Raw genomic sequence first — 17773 nt, forward strand, 5'->3', positions numbered from 1 at the left:
AGGAAGGGCTTGACGCGGCGGTTTGGTGTTTTGCCCGACGCCTCGCGCGCGGTGGCCCGGGCCGATGTTGGTCATTTCGGGGCGCCCTAAAAGGGCGAACCCGGAATCCATTGCACGGCAGAGCATGCGGCCCGATGGATTCCGGGCCTGCGTGCTCGGGCACGCATCCCGGAATGACGGTGGTTGCGGTGACGGTTCATTTCAGCGGCAGGAACACATCCGCGGTCGCCTCGTGCTCGCCGACATCAGGGAAGAAGCTCAGCCGCTGGCAATAGATCGGGAAGTCGCGCGCCTCCTCGCCGCTGGCCGGGAGCCAGTCGCGATAGAGGTAGAGCGCGGCGGGCTCCAGATTGTCGGTGTAGCCGACCACCCGCAGCACCGCGCAGCGTCCGCCGGGAATCTCGCCGGCCTTGATGTCTTCGCCGTTCGCCTCGATCGGCTGGTCGGTCCCGACGCAGAGGTCCGTGCTGTAGGTGCTGGGCGAGGCTGGTCGCCGCTCGGACCGCCAGACATTGAAGGTCGGATTTGTGCTGGGGTGCAGGCCGCCTGCCTTGCGCCAGGCGATGAACCGCCGGATGGTGTCGCCGAGTGTCGCCGGGTCGCCTCGATGCTCCATGATCGCCACCCGCGTCGGGGGCACATTGCGGATCGTCACGTCGTCAGGGGTAAAAGTCCTCACCAGCTTGCTCCTCGCGTTGTCGAGAGGCCCGAAGGCCACAAGCCACGGCTCCCAGTCGGGAGAGTTGCGGAACGACGACGGCGATTGCCCGAACCGTTGCCGAAAGGCGCGGGCGAAGGCGTCGGGTGCGTCGTAGCCGGCATCCATCGCGATGTCAGTGACGCTTTCGGCGTCGCTGTAGGCCAGCCGGTATGAAGCACGCTTCATGCGGGCGAGCTGGATATAGCGATGCACCGACAGTCCGAAGGTCGCCGTGAACTGCCGGTGGAAATGAAATTTCGAGAAGGCCGCGACGCTGCTCAGCGCGTCCAGGTCCAGATCGTCGTCCAGATGCTGGTCGATGTGATCCAGCACCCGCTGCATCCGGGCATGGTAGGTCTGAAGCGCCGCCGTCATCGTTCCGTTCTCCGTGGCAGCACCAGCTAAAGCGCAGACCGGCGTCGCACGCTCGACCGATCTTGCGGTTTTGCCAGGGGGCGCAGAACGCCGCCAAGGGCTGTTTAGGGCGCTGTGGTGGAGCAGGGCAATCCGCACTTTGAGCGCGCGTTTGGCGGCAGCGAGCATCTGTCATCTCATGGAGGTCCACGACAAGGACGCCGAGGAGGTCGAGCTCCGGCGCAGCGAAGTCATGGATCTGTGCGACGGCGAGCTGATCGTGCTGAAATGGCGGGAATTGCAGCGGCTCGGGGATTTCACTCCGACCTATCTGCATCTGAAGCGGCAGTCGTCGCCTCAGGCATGACGGTGGCGTTAGCCGCCGGCAGTCGCAGCGCCCAACACTTCGTCAAAATGCTTCTTCACCCAGTCGTTGCAGCAGCAGGCTCTGGCCTGGAGCTCCGGCCTATCGAGGATCACGATGGCGCCACGGCGGGTGGCGAGGATGTGCCTTGCCTTGAACATCTGGATGACGCGACTGGCATAGCTGCGGGAGACGCCCAGCATGCTGGCGAGCTGCTCGTGGGTAAGAGGAATCTCGGCCCGGCCGATCCGTTCCTGTGTGGAGATGATCCACTTGGCGGCACGCTGCTCGATCGAATGCGCGGCGTTGCAGGCTGCAGTTTGCAGCAACTGCGCAAACTGGCAGTCGGCATAGCGCAAGAACACATCCTGGAGCGGGGGCGACCTCTGCTGCGCCTGCTCCAGCGCACGCCGGGGCAGCCGGACGAGGGTGCCGCCGAGCTTCACGACGATGCGCGAATAGGTGAGCGAAGGACTGGATCCCGCGGCAACGCCGACAGCGCCCTCCCGTCCCACCAGCATGCTTTCGACCTCGCGGTCGTCCTCGACCGGCACGGCGAACGACACCAGCGTGGGGCCGCAGGGGAAATGAATGGCCGTTACCGCATCGCCGGCGTGATGCAGGATCTGGCTTGCCTCGACTTCGACCGGCTGGAGGTGGGGGGCGAGCAGCTCGAAATCCTGGTGGGAGAGCTGCCGGAGCAGATCGTTGTGGGGCCGACCGGTCACAGTTTCTTCTCTGGGCTGGCCGGGAATCGGCGCCAGCAACAACCCTACGTTTCCGTGGCGGAACCGACGGTTCCAAAGTGCACACAAGGGCGCGCCGGTGCCCAGAGAAGTTGCGCGCCGGCGTTCCGGGATTCCGGAAAGGTAGGATGGAGCGGCCCTGCGCGCGGCCCGGCAGCGGTGATCGTGCGAGGTTTGTTCAGGAGTGAACATAGCGGGCTTGCGGATTGGCGTACCGTCCTTCCGCCGAGCGCCGTACCCCGTGCGCTCTTGCCCGACGGACCGCCGGCCTCAATCCGCTCGAATGCCGCCGGGCCGGCGGCCCCGAGGGGCGGCGAGAACTTTTCAGCCGAAGCGCGCTTCGCGATCCCCCGTGGGATGGCGCTGGGCGGCATGTGTGCGGTAGGCGTCGATCGCCTTGTTGGCGAGCATCAGCTGCCGGCGTTCACCGGTCCTGAGCTGGGCTTCGATGGCGTCGAGAATGACGTTGGCGCTCTCGTCGGGCGGGCCGAGCTCGCCGCTCTGCTCCAGGCAGCTCCAGGCGATGAAGAATGCGCTTTCGACGGTGCAGCGAATGGTCATGCGCAGCCAACGCGGCGAGGCCGCAGGCGTTCCGCGGCGGGCGCAACTTGCGCCGGGCCCGCCGCAGCGATCGTCAGTTCTTCAAAACGATGCGGCCGACGACCTTGCCGGCGCGAAGCTCGTCGATCCATTTCTGGACGTCGCCCATCGGCTCCTCGCGCATCGGTGTCGGCTTGATCTTGCCGGCGCGCGCCAGCGCCATCAACTCCTGCGCCTCGGCCAGCGTGCCGACCATGAAGCCTTCGATGGTCATGCGCTTGTAGACCCATTGCACCATCGGCAGGGTGAACTGGCCACCCATCAGGCCGGAGACCACGATCTTGCCGCCGCGCGCGGCGACCGCGACCGCAAAGGCCATCGACTTCTCGTTACCGGCGAAATCGACGATCTCGTCGAAGCCGCCTTCGGTCTCCTTCAGGATGCGCTTGATCACGTCGGGCTCGGACGGGTCGTAGGCGACCGCGGCGCCGTTCTTCAGCGCGGTGTCGCGCGCGGCCGGCGAGAGGTCGGCAACCGTGATCGGCTGCTTGAACATCGCCTGCGCGAACGACAGGCCCATCATGCCGACGCCGCCGAGGCCGATCAGCAGGAGATTGCGCTGGCGCGGACGATCGACCAGGCGCTTGAGCGCGCCATAGGCGGTGACGCCGGAGCACATCAGCGTCGCGGCCTGGTTGACGGGCAGCGGATCGTAATCGAGCAGATATTTCGCGTCGGGCACCAGCACGTGGGTGGCGAAGCCGCCGTCGATGGAGACGCCGAGGAAGCGCTGCTTCACGCAGAGATTCTCGTCGCCATTGGCGCAGTCGCGGCACTGGCCGCAGCCGATCCACGGAAAGACGGCTTTCTTCGTGCCGACGAGACCGCCGGCGACGTCCGGGCCGACCTCGTCGACCACGCCGGCGATCTCGTGGCCGAGCGTGAAGGGCAGCGTCATGCCGCGCGTGGTGTCGAGCTTCTTGCCGCCGCCGAGATCGGCGTAGCCGTCCTGGATGTGCAGGTCGGAATGGCAGAGGCCGCAGCGCTCGATGCGCACCAGGACCTCGGCGCCTTTCGGCTTCGGCGTGTCGACGATGGTCTCGCACAGCGGCGCATCGAACTTGACCAGGGACTGCCGACGCATCAACGCCATATTCCTTCCTCCGAAATTCTTGGTTACGCAGTTTCGCTGCGTATATCCGCCAATTCGCGCGCCATGGCAACAAAGCCGGAAATGGGGATCGTCTCCGCGCGCCGCGTCGCATCGACGCCGGCGGCCGCGGCAAGCCGCGCCGGATCCGCTTGAAGCGACTTCAGGCTCTGCCGCAGCATCTTGCGGCGCTGGCCGAAGGCGGCGGCTGCGACCTGCTCGAGCATCCTGCGATCGCAGGGCAGCGGTTCTGCGCGCGGCGTGAGGCGCACGACGGAGGAGGTGACCTTCGGCGGCGGCACGAAGGCGGACGGCGAGATGTCGAACAGGATCTTGGTCTCGCAGCGCCAGTTGGCGAGCACGCCGAGCCGGCCATAGGCCTCCTCGTCCTCGTGCGCGACGATGCGCTCGCCGACCTCGCGCTGGAACATCAGCACCATCATGTCGTACCAGGGCGGCCAGGGCTCGGTGGTGAGCCAGTTGATCAGGAGCTGGGTCGCGATGTTGTAAGGCAGGTTGGCGACGATCTTGGCGCGCTCGCCTGCGAGAAGCGGGCGGGGATCGAAGGTCATGGCATCGCCATGCACGATCTCGAGCCTGCCGGGGTAGCGCGCGGAAATATCCTGCAAGGCGGGGATCGCGCGCTCGTCATGCTCGATGGCGATGACGCGTTTGGCGCCGAGCGCGAGCAGCGCGCGCGTCAAGCCGCCCGGGCCCGGGCCGATCTCGACGATGGTGGCGTCCTCGAGCGGCGCTGCGGCGCGCGCGATGCGGGCGGTGAGGTTGAGGTCGAGCAGAAAATTCTGGCCGAGCGATTTGCGCGCCGACAGCGCGTGCTGGCGAATGACCTCGCGCAGCGGCGGGAGGTCGTCGATCGCGCTCATCGGCTTTGCGTTGCCGCCATGCGGCCCGCGAGCTTCAGCGCGGCAACCAGGCTCGAAGGGTTCGCCTTGCCGGTGCCGGCGATGTCGAAGGCGGTGCCGTGATCGGGCGAGGTGCGGATGAAGGGCAGGCCGAGCGTGACGTTGACGGCGTCGTCGAAGGCCACCGTCTTGATCGGGATCAGCGCCTGATCGTGATACATGCAGACCGCGCAGTCATAGAGCTTGCGCGCGGCCTCGTGGAACATGGTGTCGGCCGGCAGCGGGCCCCTGGCCTCGATGCCCTCGCCGCGCAAGGTCTTGAGCGCGGGAGCGATGACCGTCTGCTCCTCGTGACCGAGCGAGCCGTCCTCGCCGGCATGCGGATTGAGGCCGGAGATCGCGATGCGCGGCCGCGCGATTCCGAAGCGGGATTTCAGCTCGGTCGCGACGATGCGCGTCGTCGAGACGATCAATTCGCTGGTGAGCTGGCTCAGCGCCTCGCGCAGGGAGACGTGGATGGTCACCGGCACGACGGCGAGCCGCGGCGACCACAGCATCATCACGGGCTGCGGCACGCGGCCGTTCTCCGCGGCGAGTTCGGCGAGGAATTCGGTGTGGCCGGGATGACGGAAGCCCGCACGGTAGAGCACGCTCTTGGCGATCGGATTGGTGACGATTGCGCCGGCGCGGCCCTGTCGGACATCGCCGACGGCCTGCCGGATCGAGGCGAGCGCGGCGGGCGCGCTCGATGCGTCGGGCTTGCCGGGTTCGGCGGTCGCGCGCTCGCCGGTTTCAACGATGGGGAGGGCCTCGGTGAAAGCGGCCGCGGCCTCGCCGGGGCTCACCGCGGCCGTCCTGACATCGACACCGATCGATCGGGCGCGGCGGGCGATCAGCGCCTCGTCGCCGCGCAGATAGAAGGCGGGCAGGTTCAGCTCACGACGCCTCAGCCAGGCTGCGATCGTGATGTCGGGCCCGATGCCGGCGGGCTCTCCCAGGGTCAGGGCAAGGGGGAGGGAGAGCGGCTTTGCTGCGGAAGCGGCCATCAGCGGTTGCGATATTCGATCATCGCCGCCTTGCGGAGCTCGTCGAGATAGGCCTTCTGGGTCTTCTCGTACTTCTCCTGATACATCTTCTCGCGGACCTCGCGCTTCTTCGGCGTGTCGATCATGGTCGGCTTGCGCGAGCACAGCACCACCATCTCGATGCCGTTCTTGGTCATCTCGGGCGCGGTCAGGTGGCCGATCGGGGTGTCGTCCAGCACCTTGCGCAGCGCCTCCGGCAGCTCGGCGGTGGTCTTGGTGACGGTGTCGCGGATGGTCGCGTTCGGCGTCGAGCGGAACAGCGAGTTGGCTTCCTCGCAGCTGCCGACGCGGGCGCGATAGGTCTCGGCTTCCTTCTTCCGCGTCTCCAGGAACGCCGCGGACGAGCCGCGCGGCACGATCAGCACGATCGGCTGCATCTTGTATTCGGTGCCCTCGATCTGGAGCTTGTCGCCGGTCTGGGCCTGCACGGCCTGCGCGACGTCGCGCTCGCCGACCTGGAGGCGCTCCTTGTAGCGGCCGCGCACGAGACTGGTCCAGACCATCTCGGCCTTCATGCGGCCCTTCAGCGTCTCGGGGCGGACGCCCTTGGATTCGAGCGACTTGGTGAGCTGCTCCGGCGTGATGCGCATGCGCTGCGCCATGCCCTCGTAGGATTGGTTGATGTCGGAGACGCCGGGATCGACCCCGTACTTCTTGCCCTCCTTCATCTTCACCTTGTCGTCGATCAGCTCGTTGATGACCTCCTGCCGGCTCGGGGTCTTCTGCGTCGTCAGCTGGTCGAGCTTGGAGCGCTGCTCGATGTCGAAATCGGTGATCGGGTCGCCGTTGACCATCACGACGATGTTCTGCGCGCGCGAGGGCGAGGGCAGTCCGGTCAGGATCAACCCGGCACTGATGGCGAGCAGGAGGCGGAAGGCGGGCAATGGGATCGTCATGATTGTCGCTCGCATGTCAGCCGCGTCGAGCCTGTGTTGGGGGCAAGCGCGGCCGGCACTTCAAAACGTTCACTGGAGGCCGGAGGAACTGCTGGTCGTCGACGAGTTCGCCAGCGTGCGCAGGCCGATCTGGAACATGAACGCGTGGCTCAGCACGGGCGGCGCGGTGCCCGCAGAATAGCTATACGAAGTTACGTAGTTCGCCGCCAGCACGAAGCAATCGTCGACATAGCCGGCACCGAGCACATACTGGTTGATCTTGTTGGCCTCGAGGTCCCAGCGCGCCGAACCCGACACCACCCAGTTGGTCGCGACCTTCAGCGATCCCGAGGTCAGGATACCCTCGCGGCGGGTGAGATAGCCGAGTTCCGGCTGCGGCGCGTAATTGCCGTAGAGCACGGCGACGGACCACCGATTGAAGTTGGCGCGGCCTTCGGCCTCGAAGCGCTGCACGTTCCAGGTCTGCTCGTCCATGCGGGAGCGGACGCTGAACGTGTAGGTGCTGTTGGGCGAGTAGCTGGCGCTGGCGACGTAATCGGAACGCGGCTTGTCGAGGCCGGAATCGAGACCCGTATTGATGGAGTCCTGAACCGCGAAGGAGTTCATGCCGAACAGCTGGTAGGACTGGCCGAACAGCACCTTGACGGCGCCGCCCTTGTCGAACTGCGTGGTGGACTGCACGCCGACATTGGCGCGGCCGCCGCCCTCGACGCGGTCGTAGCCGGAGAACTTGTCGACGCTGAACAGGTTCGAGGCGTCGAACACCATGCTCTGGGCGTCCTCGTTCGGAAGCTTGCCGGCATAGGTCTCGTTCGGCCGGATGATGATCTGCGCGATCGGCTCGACGGTGGTCGAACCCCAGGGCTGAACGTTGATGAAGGGGTAGCGGTATTCGAGGCCTACCGTCGGCATCAGGCGGAACGCCTGGGTGTCGCCGACGGGAAGATAGTTCGACACGCCCGGCTGGTTGGAGACCGAGGAGTTGATCGCATCGGCGCGCAGGCTGGCGAACGGAGTCCAGATCTGGCCGAACGGATCGGTGAACGACTTGCGCCACTGCGCCTCGGCCGTGAGGCGGGTGTAGGTGCCGGGGAAGCCGCGCAGCAGGCACTGCGACGGCGTGCGGGCCAGCGGATCGGCCGACGCCGTCGTGCACAGGCTGTTGGTGTTCGCGATCGTGGTGATCGGATCGAACACCGCCTGGTCACGCGACAGGTTCACGAAATTGGTCTTGTAGCTGAACTCGCCGCCGAAGACCGGATAGTTGAGCACGTTGGAATAGTCGATCACCGGATAGACGATCGGCACCTGGCTCTGGTTGCCCGAATAGCTCAGCCAGTACATCGTCCGCGCGTCGAAGAAGCTGCGGTTGCCGACGCCGGTCAGATAGAGCTGCGACAGCGCCTCCGTCGGCAGCAGCAGGAACGAGCCGAGCGGATCGCGGTACTGGTAGAGGCGGTAGTCCGAGAAGAAATAGTAGTCGGACATCAGGACGCCGTCCCAACCCCAGACCCATTTGTCGTTCAGCGCGAACTGACCCTTGGTGTCGACGGCGCCGCGGAACTGCTTGTCGCCGGGCTGCCCGGAAAACGCGCCGGGATCGAGCTGGTCGATGCCATAGGCGCGGATCTGGTAGGCGCCGTCGATCAGGCGCTGCCGGAACTCGCCCTGCAGCAGCACGCCCTGCCGCGACAGGATGCGGGGTGTGATGGTGGCGTCCATATCGGGCGCGATCGCCCAATAGTAGGGAACCTCGACGCCATAACCCGTGTTCGACGTGCCGGAAATGTAGCCCGGCATCAGGAAGCCGCTCTTGCGCTTCACGGTCGGGTCGGGCGTCGAGAAATAGGGCATGTAGGCGAGCGGCACGCCGAAGAATTCGAGCTGGGCCGTCTCGAAATACAGCATCTTCTCCTGCTGGTCGTGGATGATGCGCGCACCCTTGACCTGCCACAGCGGCGGCTTCTTCGGATCGTCCCGACACGGCGCGCAGGCCGTGTAGACGCCGTTCTCGAACACCGTGTAGTTGCCGCTGGAGCGGTCGGCGCGGCTCGCGGCCATGCGGGTCTGGTCGGCCGTATCCACGCGCAGCGAATCGACGAAACCGTCGCGGTAATCGTCGGAGAGATCCATGATCTCGGCATAGGTGATCTTGCCGTCGGCATCCGTCATGCGGATGTTGCCTTCGGCATGCAGCCGCTTGGTCTTCTGGTCGTAGATGACCCTGTCGGCCTCGACGCTGGTGCCGTTGTAGAACAGCTGGACGTTACCGACCGCGGACACGCGCGAATTGTTGTAGTCGTAGTCGACCTCGGTCGCCTGAACCAGCATCTGGTTGTCGTTGGCGGCCTTCGGCGGCTTGGGGCGCGGCGGCAGCGGATTGTAGGTGAAGCCCTGGGCCGAGGCGGGGGCGACAGTGGCAACATCGATCAGCGCGCCGAGCGATGCCACGGCAGCGACAGCCATCAACAGCCTGCGAAGAGACAAGCCGGACCCGTTCGCGCGCATCACCATGCGGCGCGTCAAACGAGACACGGGTCCTCGATGGACGGCAGTCACTAACCGTCCTCCTGGTACAACAAGGCCAAAAAGCCGGTGAGGCCGCCCACCACCACGGGCAACCACGCCGCAGCGATCGGATGCATCAACTCAGCCTTGCTCAAGTCTTCAGTCACTTTCGACAGAACGTAGAGCAGAAAGCCTGCGCCCACGCCACTCAAAACCATCTTTTGCACGCCGCCCATCCGGAAGAAGCGCAACGACACGGAGGCCGCGAGCATCACCATGGCCGCCAGCAAAAACGGCTGCGCCAGAAGCTTTTGATACTGGAGTCGGTATCCGGCTGTCGCGAAGCCCGAGCTCTCCGACGAGCGGATGTAGCTCGGTAGTTGCCAAAAGGACACAGTCTCCGGGGTGGAAAAGCTGTTGCGGACCTGCGCCTCGGTCAGCGTCGTCGGAATCTCCAACGTCGCCTGGTCGACCGGCGGCGCGTCCAGCGAGAAGCGGCGAACCCCCTTGAACAGCCAGCGGCCGGTCTCGAGCGTCGCCTCGCGCGCCTCGACGCGTTCCTTGAAGTGCTGGTCCGGGTCGAACCGGAACAGCGTCAGTCCCGTCAGCCGCACGCCCTGCTGCTCGCTGCGCGCCGCATTGATGATGGTCTGGCCGTCGCTGGTGACCTGATTGAGCCAGAAGCCGGAGGCGTCCTGGATGCCGCCGCCGGGCGCCGAGCCGAACAGCTCGGCCTCCATGCGCTTGGAGAGCTCGCGCAAATTGGCGGACATCGGATTGTAGGCGACGGTGGCGATCACGCCGATCAGCAGCGCGCTGCCGAGCGCCGGCGAGATGAACTGCCAGGCGGAGATGCCGGCGGCGCGCGCGACCACGAGCTCGAGTCGGCGGGAGAGGGCGAGATAGCAGGTCATGGCGCCGATCAGCATGCAGAACGGCGTCAGCTTCTCCAGAAGCTGCGGCACCCGGAACAGCGAGGTCTCGGCCACCATGAGCGCCGAGGCGGAGGCGAGCCCCGAGGTCTTGCGCACCATCTCGATGTAGTCGACCAGCACCAGCAGCAGGAAGATGCCGGCGAACACGCCGAGCGCGGCGACCACGAAGCGGCCGGCGAAATAGCGACCGAGTGTGTTGGTGAGCATGCTCATGCGGTGGCCGGACGTCCGAACAGCCGCGCGATGCGTGCATTCGACCTGTTGATGGCCTCCATCAGGCCGGGCGGCGGCTCGACCACGATGCCGCCGATGATCATCCACAGCCCGACGCCGATGGCGCCAAAGACCATCGCGTACTGGACCAGCACCGGGGCAGACGACTTCACGGCCATCACCGAGCAGGCAAATCCCGCCATGCGCAGGCCGAACACGGCGAGCACCGAGCCGCCGATCGAGAAGTTGCGGCTCTGGCGGGTGGTGCGCGGCGCCCCGAGGAAGGCGAAGGTCAGCACGGCGAAGGCGAAGGGATAGATCGGCGCGAGCAGGCTGTCATGCAGGGCAGAGCGGAATTGGCCGGGAATCTGCATGTAGACGGGATCTTTCTCGGACGGCGAGAACAGCTCCCAGAGATAGCGCTCGCGGATGCCCAGGGTGACGTCGCGGCCCTGGTTGGAGAATTTCGACATGTCGAAGCCGTAGCGGCCGAAAGCCACCAGCGCCGGATCGCGCTTGCCCGCCTCGAAGCGCTGGAGATTGCCGGTCTCCAGCACCAGGAACGAGCCGGTGGCGTTCTTCACGACCTCGCCGTGCTCGGCGACGATCGAGACGCGCTCGTTGGGATCGCGGCGGTCGTCGATGAAGATGCCGGCGAGGATGCCGCCGGGCTGGCGTTCGCGAATGCGGATCGTGAGGTTCTTGTCGAGCTGGGCGAAGCGGCCGGGCTGCAGGATGTTGGTGAGCACGTCCGCGGTGATCTCGGCATCCCACTGCTTGATCCGCCGCATGCCGTCGGGGGCGAGATAGGCCGCGATGAAGGCAACCAGCAGCGCCACCACGCAGGTGGCGTAGAAGAACGGATAGAACAGCCGGAACGGCGAGAAGCCGGCGGCATTCATCACGATGATCTCGGAATCGGTCGCGAGCTTGTTCAGCGTGTGCGAGATCGCGATCATCAGCGCGATCGGCGAGATGATCAGCACGAGCGCGGGAACGACGAGGCTGGTGATGCCGAGGAAGGTGAGGATGGTCTGACCCTGGCTCGTCATCAGGTCGATGCCGCGCAACGCCTGCGTAATCCAGATCACGCCGGTGAGGCTGACCAGGACCAGCGCAAACGACGCCAGCGTCGTGCGGAAGATATACCTATCGATCGACCCCATGCGCTACCGCACGAACCCCACCAAGTCCCCAATGTCGGCCGGAAATCCGGCTGTCCGACCAATCCCCGAAAGGGGATCCCCAAGGTCGACCGGCAAGGCTCTTCCGACGGCTCACTCTCTCACTACCATCCCTTTGATCCGTCAACAAAATGGCTGCCCCGTGGCACCCTCAATATATGGTTAATATTTCCCTCGTTGTGGCCTTGAGGCCACGGGGGGTGCTTGGCATCTGCCGGGCCGCTGGCCCATAGTGCGCATGGCTCAGTGAATCGTCATTCAGGCCCGGCTCCCGCCGCGACCGGGAATGATCAAAAGATCAAGATTTTTGAAGGAGTTACCCATGTCCAATGCCATCAAGGTCGGCTTCGTCCCGCTGTCGTCAGCCGCCCGTGGCATCCTGGTCGTGTTCTGTGACGACAGCCTGAAGGTCGGTCCGGCATCCGCCAAGGCACTCGGCGGGGGTATCGAACTCGTGAAGCGCGCGGCGGCCGCCGCCGCCTTCAAAGGTAAAAGCGGGGGCGTGCTGGATATCCTGGCGCCGGAGGGGGTGAAAGCCACCCGGCTGCTCGTGATCGGCGCCGGCAAGGCAACCGGCCTGAAAGCGAACGATTTCCTCAAATTCGGCGGCGTGGCGGCGGGCAAGCTTGGCGCCGGGGCCGCCACCATGACCGTCATGGCGGAGCTGCCCAGTGGCGCCATGACCAGCGAGCAGGTGGTCGCGGTCGCCTCGGGCCTGCGCCTGCGCGCCTACAAGTTCGACCGTTACAAGACAAAGAAGAAGGACGGCGAGGAGGGCGGCTCGCGCGCCGACATCTCGCTTGCGGTCGGCGATGTCGCGGCGGCGAAGAAGGCGTTTGTCGCCGCCGGGCACGTCGTCGACGGCGTGGTCATCGCGCGCGACCTCGTCAACGAGCCGCCGAACGTGCTCTTCCCCGAGGAGTTCGCGCGCCGCGCCAGTCAGCTCCGCAAGCTCGGCGTCAAGGTCGAGGTGCTCGACGTCAAGGCGATGCAGAAGCTCGGCATGGGCGCGCTGCTCGGCGTCGGCCAGGGCTCGGCGCGGCCGAGCCGCACCGTGATCATGCGCTGGGACGGCGGCAAGAAGGGCGAGGCGCCGGTCAGCTTCATCGGCAAGGGCGTCTGCTTCGACACCGGCGGCATCTCGATCAAGCCGGCCGGCAGCATGGAGGACATGAAGGGCGACATGGGGGGCGCGGCCTGCGTCGTCGGCCTGATGCACGCCCTGGCGGCGCGCAAAGCCAAGGCCAACGTGGTCGGCGCCATCGGTCTCGTCGAGAACATGCCCGACGGCAACGCGCAGCGGCCGGGCGACATCGTCACCTCGATGTCGGGCCAGACCATCGAGATCATCAACACCGACGCGGAGGGCCGCCTCGTGCTGGCCGACGTGCTCTGGTACGTCGCCAAGAAGGTGAAGCCGAAATTCATGGTGGACCTGGCAACGCTCACCGGCGCCATCGTGGTCGCGCTCGGCACCGAGCATGCCGGCATGTTCTCCAACAATGACGAGCTCGCCGAACGCCTGTTGACGGCCGGCATCGAGACCGGCGACAAGGTCTGGCGCATGCCGCTCGGCCCCGAATACGACAAGCTGATCGATTCCCAGTTCGCCGACATGAAGAACACCGGCGGCCGTCATGGCGGCTCGATCACCGCGGCGCAGTTCCTGCAGCGCTTCGTCGACGGCACGCCCTGGGCCCATCTCGACATCGCCGGCACCGCCATGGGCGCGCCGAAGACCGACATCAACCAGAGCTGGGCAAGCGGCTACGGCGTCCGACTCCTCGATCGCCTGGTCGCCGATCACTACGAGCGCAAGTGACCTCACGATGACTGAAGTCCTATTCTATCATCTGCAAAACATGACGGTGGAGAACGTGTTGCCGCCGCTTCTCGAGAAATCGCTCGAGCGCGGCTGGCGCGTCGTGGTGCAGGCGACCTCGGAGGAGCGGGCCGACGCGCTCGACGCGCATTTGTGGACCTATCGCGACGATTCCTTCCTGCCGCACGCGACATGGCGCGTGAACGATGCCGCCGATCAGCCGATCGTGCTGGCGATCGAGGAGGGCAATCCCAACGGCGCCCATGTCCGCTTTCTGGTGGACAGCGCCGCCCTCCCGCAGGACGCGGAAGGCTACGCGCGCATGGTGCTGCTGTTCAACGGCGACGATCCGGATGCGCTGGCGCTCGCCCGCAGCGCCTGGACGGATTGCAAGGCGCGGGGATTTGATGTCACCTATTGGCAGGCCGACGAGCGGGGCCGGTGGCAACGTCGGAATTAGCGTCCTTGGCGTCATCCTTGGCAATTAATGATAATTTGCACTTTTCGGGCGATGCTGGCTTTTGTCACCTTCGTGCCGCAAAGTGATGTTGGGACAATCGCTTAGGGCTGGTCCTTCACGCGGGGAATTTGGTTTATCGTGCGACATCAAAAGCTTCCCAGGTCGCTCCTAGTTGCGTTGGTTGCCGTAGCACCGCTGGTCGCGGGCTGCTCGGGCGGGACCGATCTGCTCGCGTCCGCCAAGGATGCACAATGGTTCAACACGCCGAGCCGGCTGTTCATCAAGAACATCTCGATTGAATCGCCGCCGCTGACGCCCGACAAGCCCGTGGGCGCTGAAGATCTCGTCAGCGCCGACGGCGCCTGTCCCGGCATGGCGCCGCCGCCTGGTCCGTCCGATGCCAATGCATCGACGTCGCCGGCCCCGATAGGCGGCACGGTCGCACTCGGCCATACCGAATGCGACGTGGTCCGCGGTATCGGCGCGCCTTCGAACGTCAATCTCTCCAACGATGCCGCCGGCCGGCGCGTCGCCGTCGTGACCTGGACGACCGGTCCGCGCGCGGGGATCTACACGTTCACGGCGGGGCGCCTGTCCTCGATCGAGGGCAATCCGGAGCCGCAGCCGGTGCCGAGGGCGGTGAAGCCGAAAGCGAAGAAGAAATCGGCGTAACCGTACCGTTTGCGACCGTCTTTCGTCGTTGAGGCGGCTGAGTAAGTCACAGATCGTCTTGAAGCGGATGAAACGCCTGAGCCAATAATTAATTCGTGTCTTCTAAAGCTCAGCCAGGGAGTTCATAGACACTCTTACTGCGTTGAAAACGTCCAACGCTTGGGAAGGTGTGTACGAGGTTGCTGGGTGCATCGTATTGTTGCGCCATACAGAGCCGACATGGTGTAGATTGGCTCGGGCAGCTTCCCACTCGTTTTTCCTTCTTTTCAACTTCATCGTATTATCTGGCATTTTCTTGATCTTATCGTCCATCAAGCCTGTCATCTGACGCCAAGTAGTATTAGGCGTGATCGTTACGCCCAGACGCTTGCTAAGGTTACGGACAGCAATTTCCATTGCCCGCATCAAATGGAAGACCGTTGCGTCCGCTTGCCGCAAAGCCAAACAGTTGCCTGCGTTCTCGATGTCTGTCGCAGCCAGTTTGAATTTTTTTCCAACTCTTTCGCCAAATAGATTCCTGTTCCCATAAAAATTAACGTCGCGGCGATCAACTTGAAAATAGTACTCGTTCTGGAGCTCTTCAAAGAGTCTGTATTTCAGGTGCGAGGCCGCTCCTTTCGCGTCCTCGATAACGACATCATTGGTTGTGAGTAGCGAGCCAAAACGATCGATCTCAGGCAAAACTTCCTGAAGGTCAGCAAGGATGCAGACGCGTCTCAAATTAGAGAGAATCGTTGTTGCATCTCTCCTCAACGTTCCGGTCGTATCGACTATGATATTCGAATTCATCTTGCGGGAGAGGATGCACGTCCATTCCAATTGGCCAAGTTGGGCGAGTGCTTGACCGAAGTCCAAGGCGGCTTTTTTGAGCATGATGTCCCAGAGGCTCCAGCAATTGATACTCCCAGGAAAGCATCGTCGGTAGCATTTCGGTGATGCAAGGCGCAATCTCACTGTGCTCTGGATTGTGTTTTCGAACTGCGCGCAGCGCCCTGGATGCGACTACCCCGCCGCCTCATCGAACTGCGTGCTCGCCTCGAGCCATTGCTCCTCCGCCCGCGCCAGCGCGTCGGCTGCGTTCGCGCGGGCCTTCGACAGTTGTGCGGCCTGCTTGGGGTCGCGGGTGAAAATGTCGGGGAGCGACAGCGCGGTGTCGATCTTGGCGATGATGTCGCTGACGCGGGCGATCTCGGCTTCGGCTTCCGCGATGCGCTTCTTCAGCGAGCCGCGATTGTCCGACTTCGGGCGCGGCGGCTTCTCGCTTGCGACGCTGCGCTCGCGCGGCGCGGGTTCGCTGTTGCGCGCCGACAGCACCAGGCGGCGGTATTCGTCGAGGTCGCCGTCGTAATTGGTCACGGTGCGGTCCGCGACGATCCAGAGCCGGTCGGCGCAGGCTTCGATCAGATAGCGATCGTGCGAGACCATGATCACCGCGCCGGGGAATTCGTTGATGGCTTCGGCAAGCGCGGCGCGGCTGTCGATGTCCAGATGGTTGGTCGGCTCGTCCAGGATGATCATGTTGGGGCCGAAGAAGGTCGCCAGCCCCAGCAGCAGCCGTGCCTTCTCGCCGCCCGACAGTTTGGCCACCTTGGTGTCGGCCGCCTTGCCGGAGAAGCCGATCGCGCCGGCACGGGCGCGCACCTTGGCTTCGGGCGCATCGCCCATCAGCTTGCGAACGTGGTCGTAGGCGGAGGCGTCCTCGTTCAGCTCGTCGAGCTGATGCTGCGCGAAATAGGCGATCGACAGCTTGTCCGCGCGCGTCACCTTGCCGGAGAACGGCGCGAGGCGGCCGGCGAGCAGCTTGACCAGCGTCGACTTGCCGTTGCCGTTGGCGCCCAGCAGCGCGATGCGGTCGTCATTGTCGATGCGCAAGGTGACGCGATTGAGCACCGGGCTCGCCGGATCGTAGCCGACCGAGGCGTTGTCGACGGCGATGATCGGCGGCGACAGGATCTTCTCCGGCGCGGGAAAGGAGATCTCGCGCACGTCCTCGGTGACCAGCGCCGTGATCGGCTTCAGCCGCTCCAGCATCTTCACGCGAGACTGGGCCTGCCGGGCTTTCGAGGCCTTGGCCTTGAAGCGGTCGACGAAGGCCTGCAGCCGCGCGCGCTCGGCCTCCTGGCGCTTGACGGCCTTGGCATCGAGCAGCTCGCGCGCGGCGCGCTGCTCCTCGAACGACGAATAGGTGCCCTTGTAGAGCGTGAGCTTGCCGCGCTCCAGATGCAGGATCTGGTCGACCGAGCTTTCGAGCAGGTCGCGGTCGTGGCTGATCACGATCACGGTGCGCGGATAATGGGCGAGGTGATCCTCCAGCCACAGCGTGCCTTCGAGGTCGAGATAGTTGGTGGGCTCGTCGAGCAGCAGGAGGTCCGGGGCGGCGAACAGCGTGGCGGCCAGCGCAACGCGCATGCGCCAGCCGCCGGAGAATTCGGCGCAGGGGCGGAGCTGGTCGGCGGCGGAGAAGCCGAGGCCGGAGAGGATCGCGGCCGCACGGCTCGGCGCCGAATGCGCGTCGATGTCGACGAGGCGAGTCTGGATCTCGGCGATCCGGTGCGGATCGGTCGCGCTTTCGGCTTCGGTGAGCAGGGCGTCGCGCTCGAGATCGGCCTTGAGCACGACGGAGATCAGGCTTTCGGGACCGTTCGGGGCTTCCTGGGCGAGGCTGCCGATGCTCCAGCGCGGCGGCAAGGTCACCGAGCCGTGCTCGGCCGCGAGTTCCCCGCGGATCACCTTGAACAGCGTCGACTTGCCGGTGCCGTTGCGTCCGACCAGACCGACGCGCGATCCCGGCGTGATCTGCACGGAACTCTGGTCAATCAGAAGGCGTCCGGCAAGGCGGATGGAGAGGTCGGAGATGACAAGCATGCGGCCTTGTCACCGCAGCCGAGGTCAAACGCAAGCCGCAACTTAATGCGGCTCGCGGTCGCGCCGCTCCAGCTCGTTGAGGAGCTGCTCGAGATGAGTCGGGAGCCGGGGTTCGGGACGAAGGCTCTGCTGCAACCGCTCGCCCACGGCATCGCAGATCGATCGGCTGGTCCGCCGGTCGATCTGTTCGCTGTCATTGGCAGAAAGGCCAGCCATCGCGTTCGGTTCCGTGTTCTCAAAGGTTCGACACGGTACCAAGTCATTGGCCCCCAAAATGGTTTCGCGATTCCTTGGGAATCGCGGGCATTCTCGTCAAAATTGTATGAATTGCGCCATGTCCGCCCAAAATGCGGAGCCCCGGCGGGGGGATCGCCGGGGCTCCTCTTGGAAGGTACCTGAGGGGGGCGCAGGTACCC

The 17773-nt window shown here is 65.1% G+C and carries 17 protein-coding genes; 4 read left to right on the forward strand and 13 right to left on the reverse strand.

Annotated features, from left to right (window positions below; all coding sequences use genetic code 11):
* Window positions 1-196 precede the first annotated feature (196 nt).
* A complete protein-coding gene (locus TSA1_RS27690; RefSeq protein ID WP_100179109.1) occupies window positions 197-1075 on the reverse strand; it encodes an AraC family transcriptional regulator in 879 nt (292 codons plus the stop codon).
* Between the two features lie 178 nt (window positions 1076-1253).
* Here TSA1_RS27690 and TSA1_RS27695 point away from each other — a divergent pair, with 178 nt between their 5' ends.
* Window positions 1254-1421 (forward strand): hypothetical protein, encoded by a 168-nt coding sequence (locus tag TSA1_RS27695; protein ID WP_245448431.1) that lies wholly within the window; start codon window positions 1254-1256, stop codon window positions 1419-1421.
* Between the two features lie 8 nt (window positions 1422-1429).
* Here TSA1_RS27695 and TSA1_RS27700 read toward each other — a convergent pair whose 3' ends face one another.
* The 9 genes from TSA1_RS27700 to lptF all read right to left on the reverse strand — a co-directional run bounded on the left by TSA1_RS27700 (window position 1430) and on the right by lptF (window position 11520).
* Window positions 1430-2146, reverse strand: coding sequence for a Crp/Fnr family transcriptional regulator (locus tag TSA1_RS27700; RefSeq protein WP_100179110.1), 717 nt, complete (start codon window positions 2144-2146; stop codon window positions 1430-1432).
* 342 nt (window positions 2147-2488) lie between these two features.
* The gene (locus TSA1_RS27705; RefSeq protein WP_100179111.1) at window positions 2489-2725 is read right to left on the reverse strand and encodes a hypothetical protein; all 237 of its coding nucleotides are present in this window, start codon (window positions 2723-2725) and stop codon (window positions 2489-2491) included.
* Between the two features lie 73 nt (window positions 2726-2798).
* Complete coding sequence (locus TSA1_RS27710; RefSeq protein ID WP_100179112.1) at window positions 2799-3857, reverse strand: alcohol dehydrogenase; 1059 nt, start codon at window positions 3855-3857, stop codon at window positions 2799-2801.
* 23 nt (window positions 3858-3880) lie between these two features.
* Window positions 3881-4738, reverse strand: a complete 858-nt coding sequence (rsmA, locus tag TSA1_RS27715; protein ID WP_100179113.1) for a 16S rRNA (adenine(1518)-N(6)/adenine(1519)-N(6))-dimethyltransferase RsmA — start codon at window positions 4736-4738, stop codon at window positions 3881-3883.
* On the reverse strand, window positions 4735-5763 hold the full coding sequence (gene pdxA, locus TSA1_RS27720; RefSeq protein ID WP_100179114.1) for a 4-hydroxythreonine-4-phosphate dehydrogenase PdxA: 1029 nt from the start codon (window positions 5761-5763) through the stop codon (window positions 4735-4737). The genes rsmA and pdxA overlap by 4 nt, the downstream gene beginning before the upstream one ends.
* Window positions 5763-6698, reverse strand: coding sequence for a SurA N-terminal domain-containing protein (locus tag TSA1_RS27725; protein ID WP_174719099.1), 936 nt, complete (start codon window positions 6696-6698; stop codon window positions 5763-5765). The genes pdxA and TSA1_RS27725 overlap by 1 nt, the downstream gene beginning before the upstream one ends.
* Window positions 6699-6767: 69 nt before the next feature.
* Window positions 6768-9164: an LPS-assembly protein LptD gene (locus tag TSA1_RS27730; protein WP_245448432.1), complete on the reverse strand. Its 2397-nt coding sequence runs from the start codon at window positions 9162-9164 to the stop codon at window positions 6768-6770.
* Between the two features lie 92 nt (window positions 9165-9256).
* On the reverse strand, window positions 9257-10354 hold the full coding sequence (gene lptG, locus TSA1_RS27735; protein WP_100179117.1) for an LPS export ABC transporter permease LptG: 1098 nt from the start codon (window positions 10352-10354) through the stop codon (window positions 9257-9259).
* On the reverse strand, window positions 10351-11520 hold the full coding sequence (lptF, locus tag TSA1_RS27740) for an LPS export ABC transporter permease LptF (RefSeq protein WP_100179118.1): 1170 nt from the start codon (window positions 11518-11520) through the stop codon (window positions 10351-10353). The genes lptG and lptF overlap by 4 nt, the downstream gene beginning before the upstream one ends.
* A 340-nt stretch (window positions 11521-11860) precedes the next feature.
* Between lptF and TSA1_RS27745 the strand changes: the two genes are divergently transcribed.
* From TSA1_RS27745 to TSA1_RS27755, 3 genes are all read left to right on the forward strand, one after another.
* Window positions 11861-13360: a leucyl aminopeptidase gene (locus TSA1_RS27745; RefSeq protein WP_100179119.1), complete on the forward strand. Its 1500-nt coding sequence runs from the start codon at window positions 11861-11863 to the stop codon at window positions 13358-13360.
* Between the two features lie 7 nt (window positions 13361-13367).
* Entirely contained in the window at window positions 13368-13820 is a 453-nt protein-coding gene (locus TSA1_RS27750) for a DNA polymerase III subunit chi (protein WP_100179120.1), read from the forward strand.
* A 177-nt stretch (window positions 13821-13997) separates the two neighbouring features.
* Window positions 13998-14492 (forward strand): hypothetical protein, encoded by a 495-nt coding sequence (locus tag TSA1_RS27755; RefSeq protein WP_174719101.1) that lies wholly within the window; start codon window positions 13998-14000, stop codon window positions 14490-14492.
* A 102-nt stretch (window positions 14493-14594) separates the two neighbouring features.
* Here TSA1_RS27755 and TSA1_RS27760 read toward each other — a convergent pair whose 3' ends face one another.
* The 3 genes from TSA1_RS27760 to TSA1_RS40090 all read right to left on the reverse strand — a co-directional run bounded on the left by TSA1_RS27760 (window position 14595) and on the right by TSA1_RS40090 (window position 17573).
* Window positions 14595-15365 carry a hypothetical protein gene (locus TSA1_RS27760; RefSeq protein ID WP_100179122.1) on the reverse strand — a complete coding sequence of 257 codons (771 nt, stop codon included), beginning with the start codon at window positions 15363-15365 and terminating at the stop codon, window positions 14595-14597.
* A gap of 129 nt (window positions 15366-15494) precedes the next feature.
* Window positions 15495-17357, reverse strand: a complete 1863-nt coding sequence (locus tag TSA1_RS27765; protein ID WP_100179123.1) for an ABC-F family ATP-binding cassette domain-containing protein — start codon at window positions 17355-17357, stop codon at window positions 15495-15497.
* A gap of 42 nt (window positions 17358-17399) precedes the next feature.
* Window positions 17400-17573: a hypothetical protein gene (locus tag TSA1_RS40090; RefSeq protein WP_174719102.1), complete on the reverse strand. Its 174-nt coding sequence runs from the start codon at window positions 17571-17573 to the stop codon at window positions 17400-17402.
* Window positions 17574-17773: the final 200 nt, after the last annotated feature.

This window comes from Bradyrhizobium nitroreducens, assembly GCF_002776695.1.
Classification (GTDB): Bacteria; Pseudomonadota; Alphaproteobacteria; order Rhizobiales; family Xanthobacteraceae; genus Bradyrhizobium; species Bradyrhizobium nitroreducens.

Coding starts and splice junctions, on each gene's coding strand:
- TSA1_RS27750 (WP_100179120.1), top strand. CDS start 13,368: ATGACTGAAGTCCTATTCTATCATCTGCAAAACATGACGGTGGAGAAC.
- lptF (WP_100179118.1), bottom strand. CDS start 11,520: ATGGGGTCGATCGATAGGTATATCTTCCGCACGACGCTGGCGTCGTTT.
- TSA1_RS40090 (WP_174719102.1), bottom strand. CDS start 17,573: ATGGCTGGCCTTTCTGCCAATGACAGCGAACAGATCGACCGGCGGACC.
- TSA1_RS27705 (WP_100179111.1), bottom strand. CDS start 2,725: ATGACCATTCGCTGCACCGTCGAAAGCGCATTCTTCATCGCCTGGAGC.
- pdxA (WP_100179114.1), bottom strand. CDS start 5,763: ATGGCCGCTTCCGCAGCAAAGCCGCTCTCCCTCCCCCTTGCCCTGACC.
- TSA1_RS27745 (WP_100179119.1), top strand. CDS start 11,861: ATGTCCAATGCCATCAAGGTCGGCTTCGTCCCGCTGTCGTCAGCCGCC.
- TSA1_RS27730 (WP_245448432.1), bottom strand. CDS start 9,164: ATGGCTGTCGCTGCCGTGGCATCGCTCGGCGCGCTGATCGATGTTGCC.
- TSA1_RS27695 (WP_245448431.1), top strand. CDS start 1,254: ATGGAGGTCCACGACAAGGACGCCGAGGAGGTCGAGCTCCGGCGCAGC.
- lptG (WP_100179117.1), bottom strand. CDS start 10,354: ATGAGCATGCTCACCAACACACTCGGTCGCTATTTCGCCGGCCGCTTC.
- rsmA (WP_100179113.1), bottom strand. CDS start 4,738: ATGAGCGCGATCGACGACCTCCCGCCGCTGCGCGAGGTCATTCGCCAG.
- TSA1_RS27710 (WP_100179112.1), bottom strand. CDS start 3,857: ATGGCGTTGATGCGTCGGCAGTCCCTGGTCAAGTTCGATGCGCCGCTG.
- TSA1_RS27690 (WP_100179109.1), bottom strand. CDS start 1,075: ATGACGGCGGCGCTTCAGACCTACCATGCCCGGATGCAGCGGGTGCTG.
- TSA1_RS27760 (WP_100179122.1), bottom strand. CDS start 15,365: ATGCTCAAAAAAGCCGCCTTGGACTTCGGTCAAGCACTCGCCCAACTT.
- TSA1_RS27765 (WP_100179123.1), bottom strand. CDS start 17,357: ATGCTTGTCATCTCCGACCTCTCCATCCGCCTTGCCGGACGCCTTCTG.
- TSA1_RS27725 (WP_174719099.1), bottom strand. CDS start 6,698: ATGACGATCCCATTGCCCGCCTTCCGCCTCCTGCTCGCCATCAGTGCC.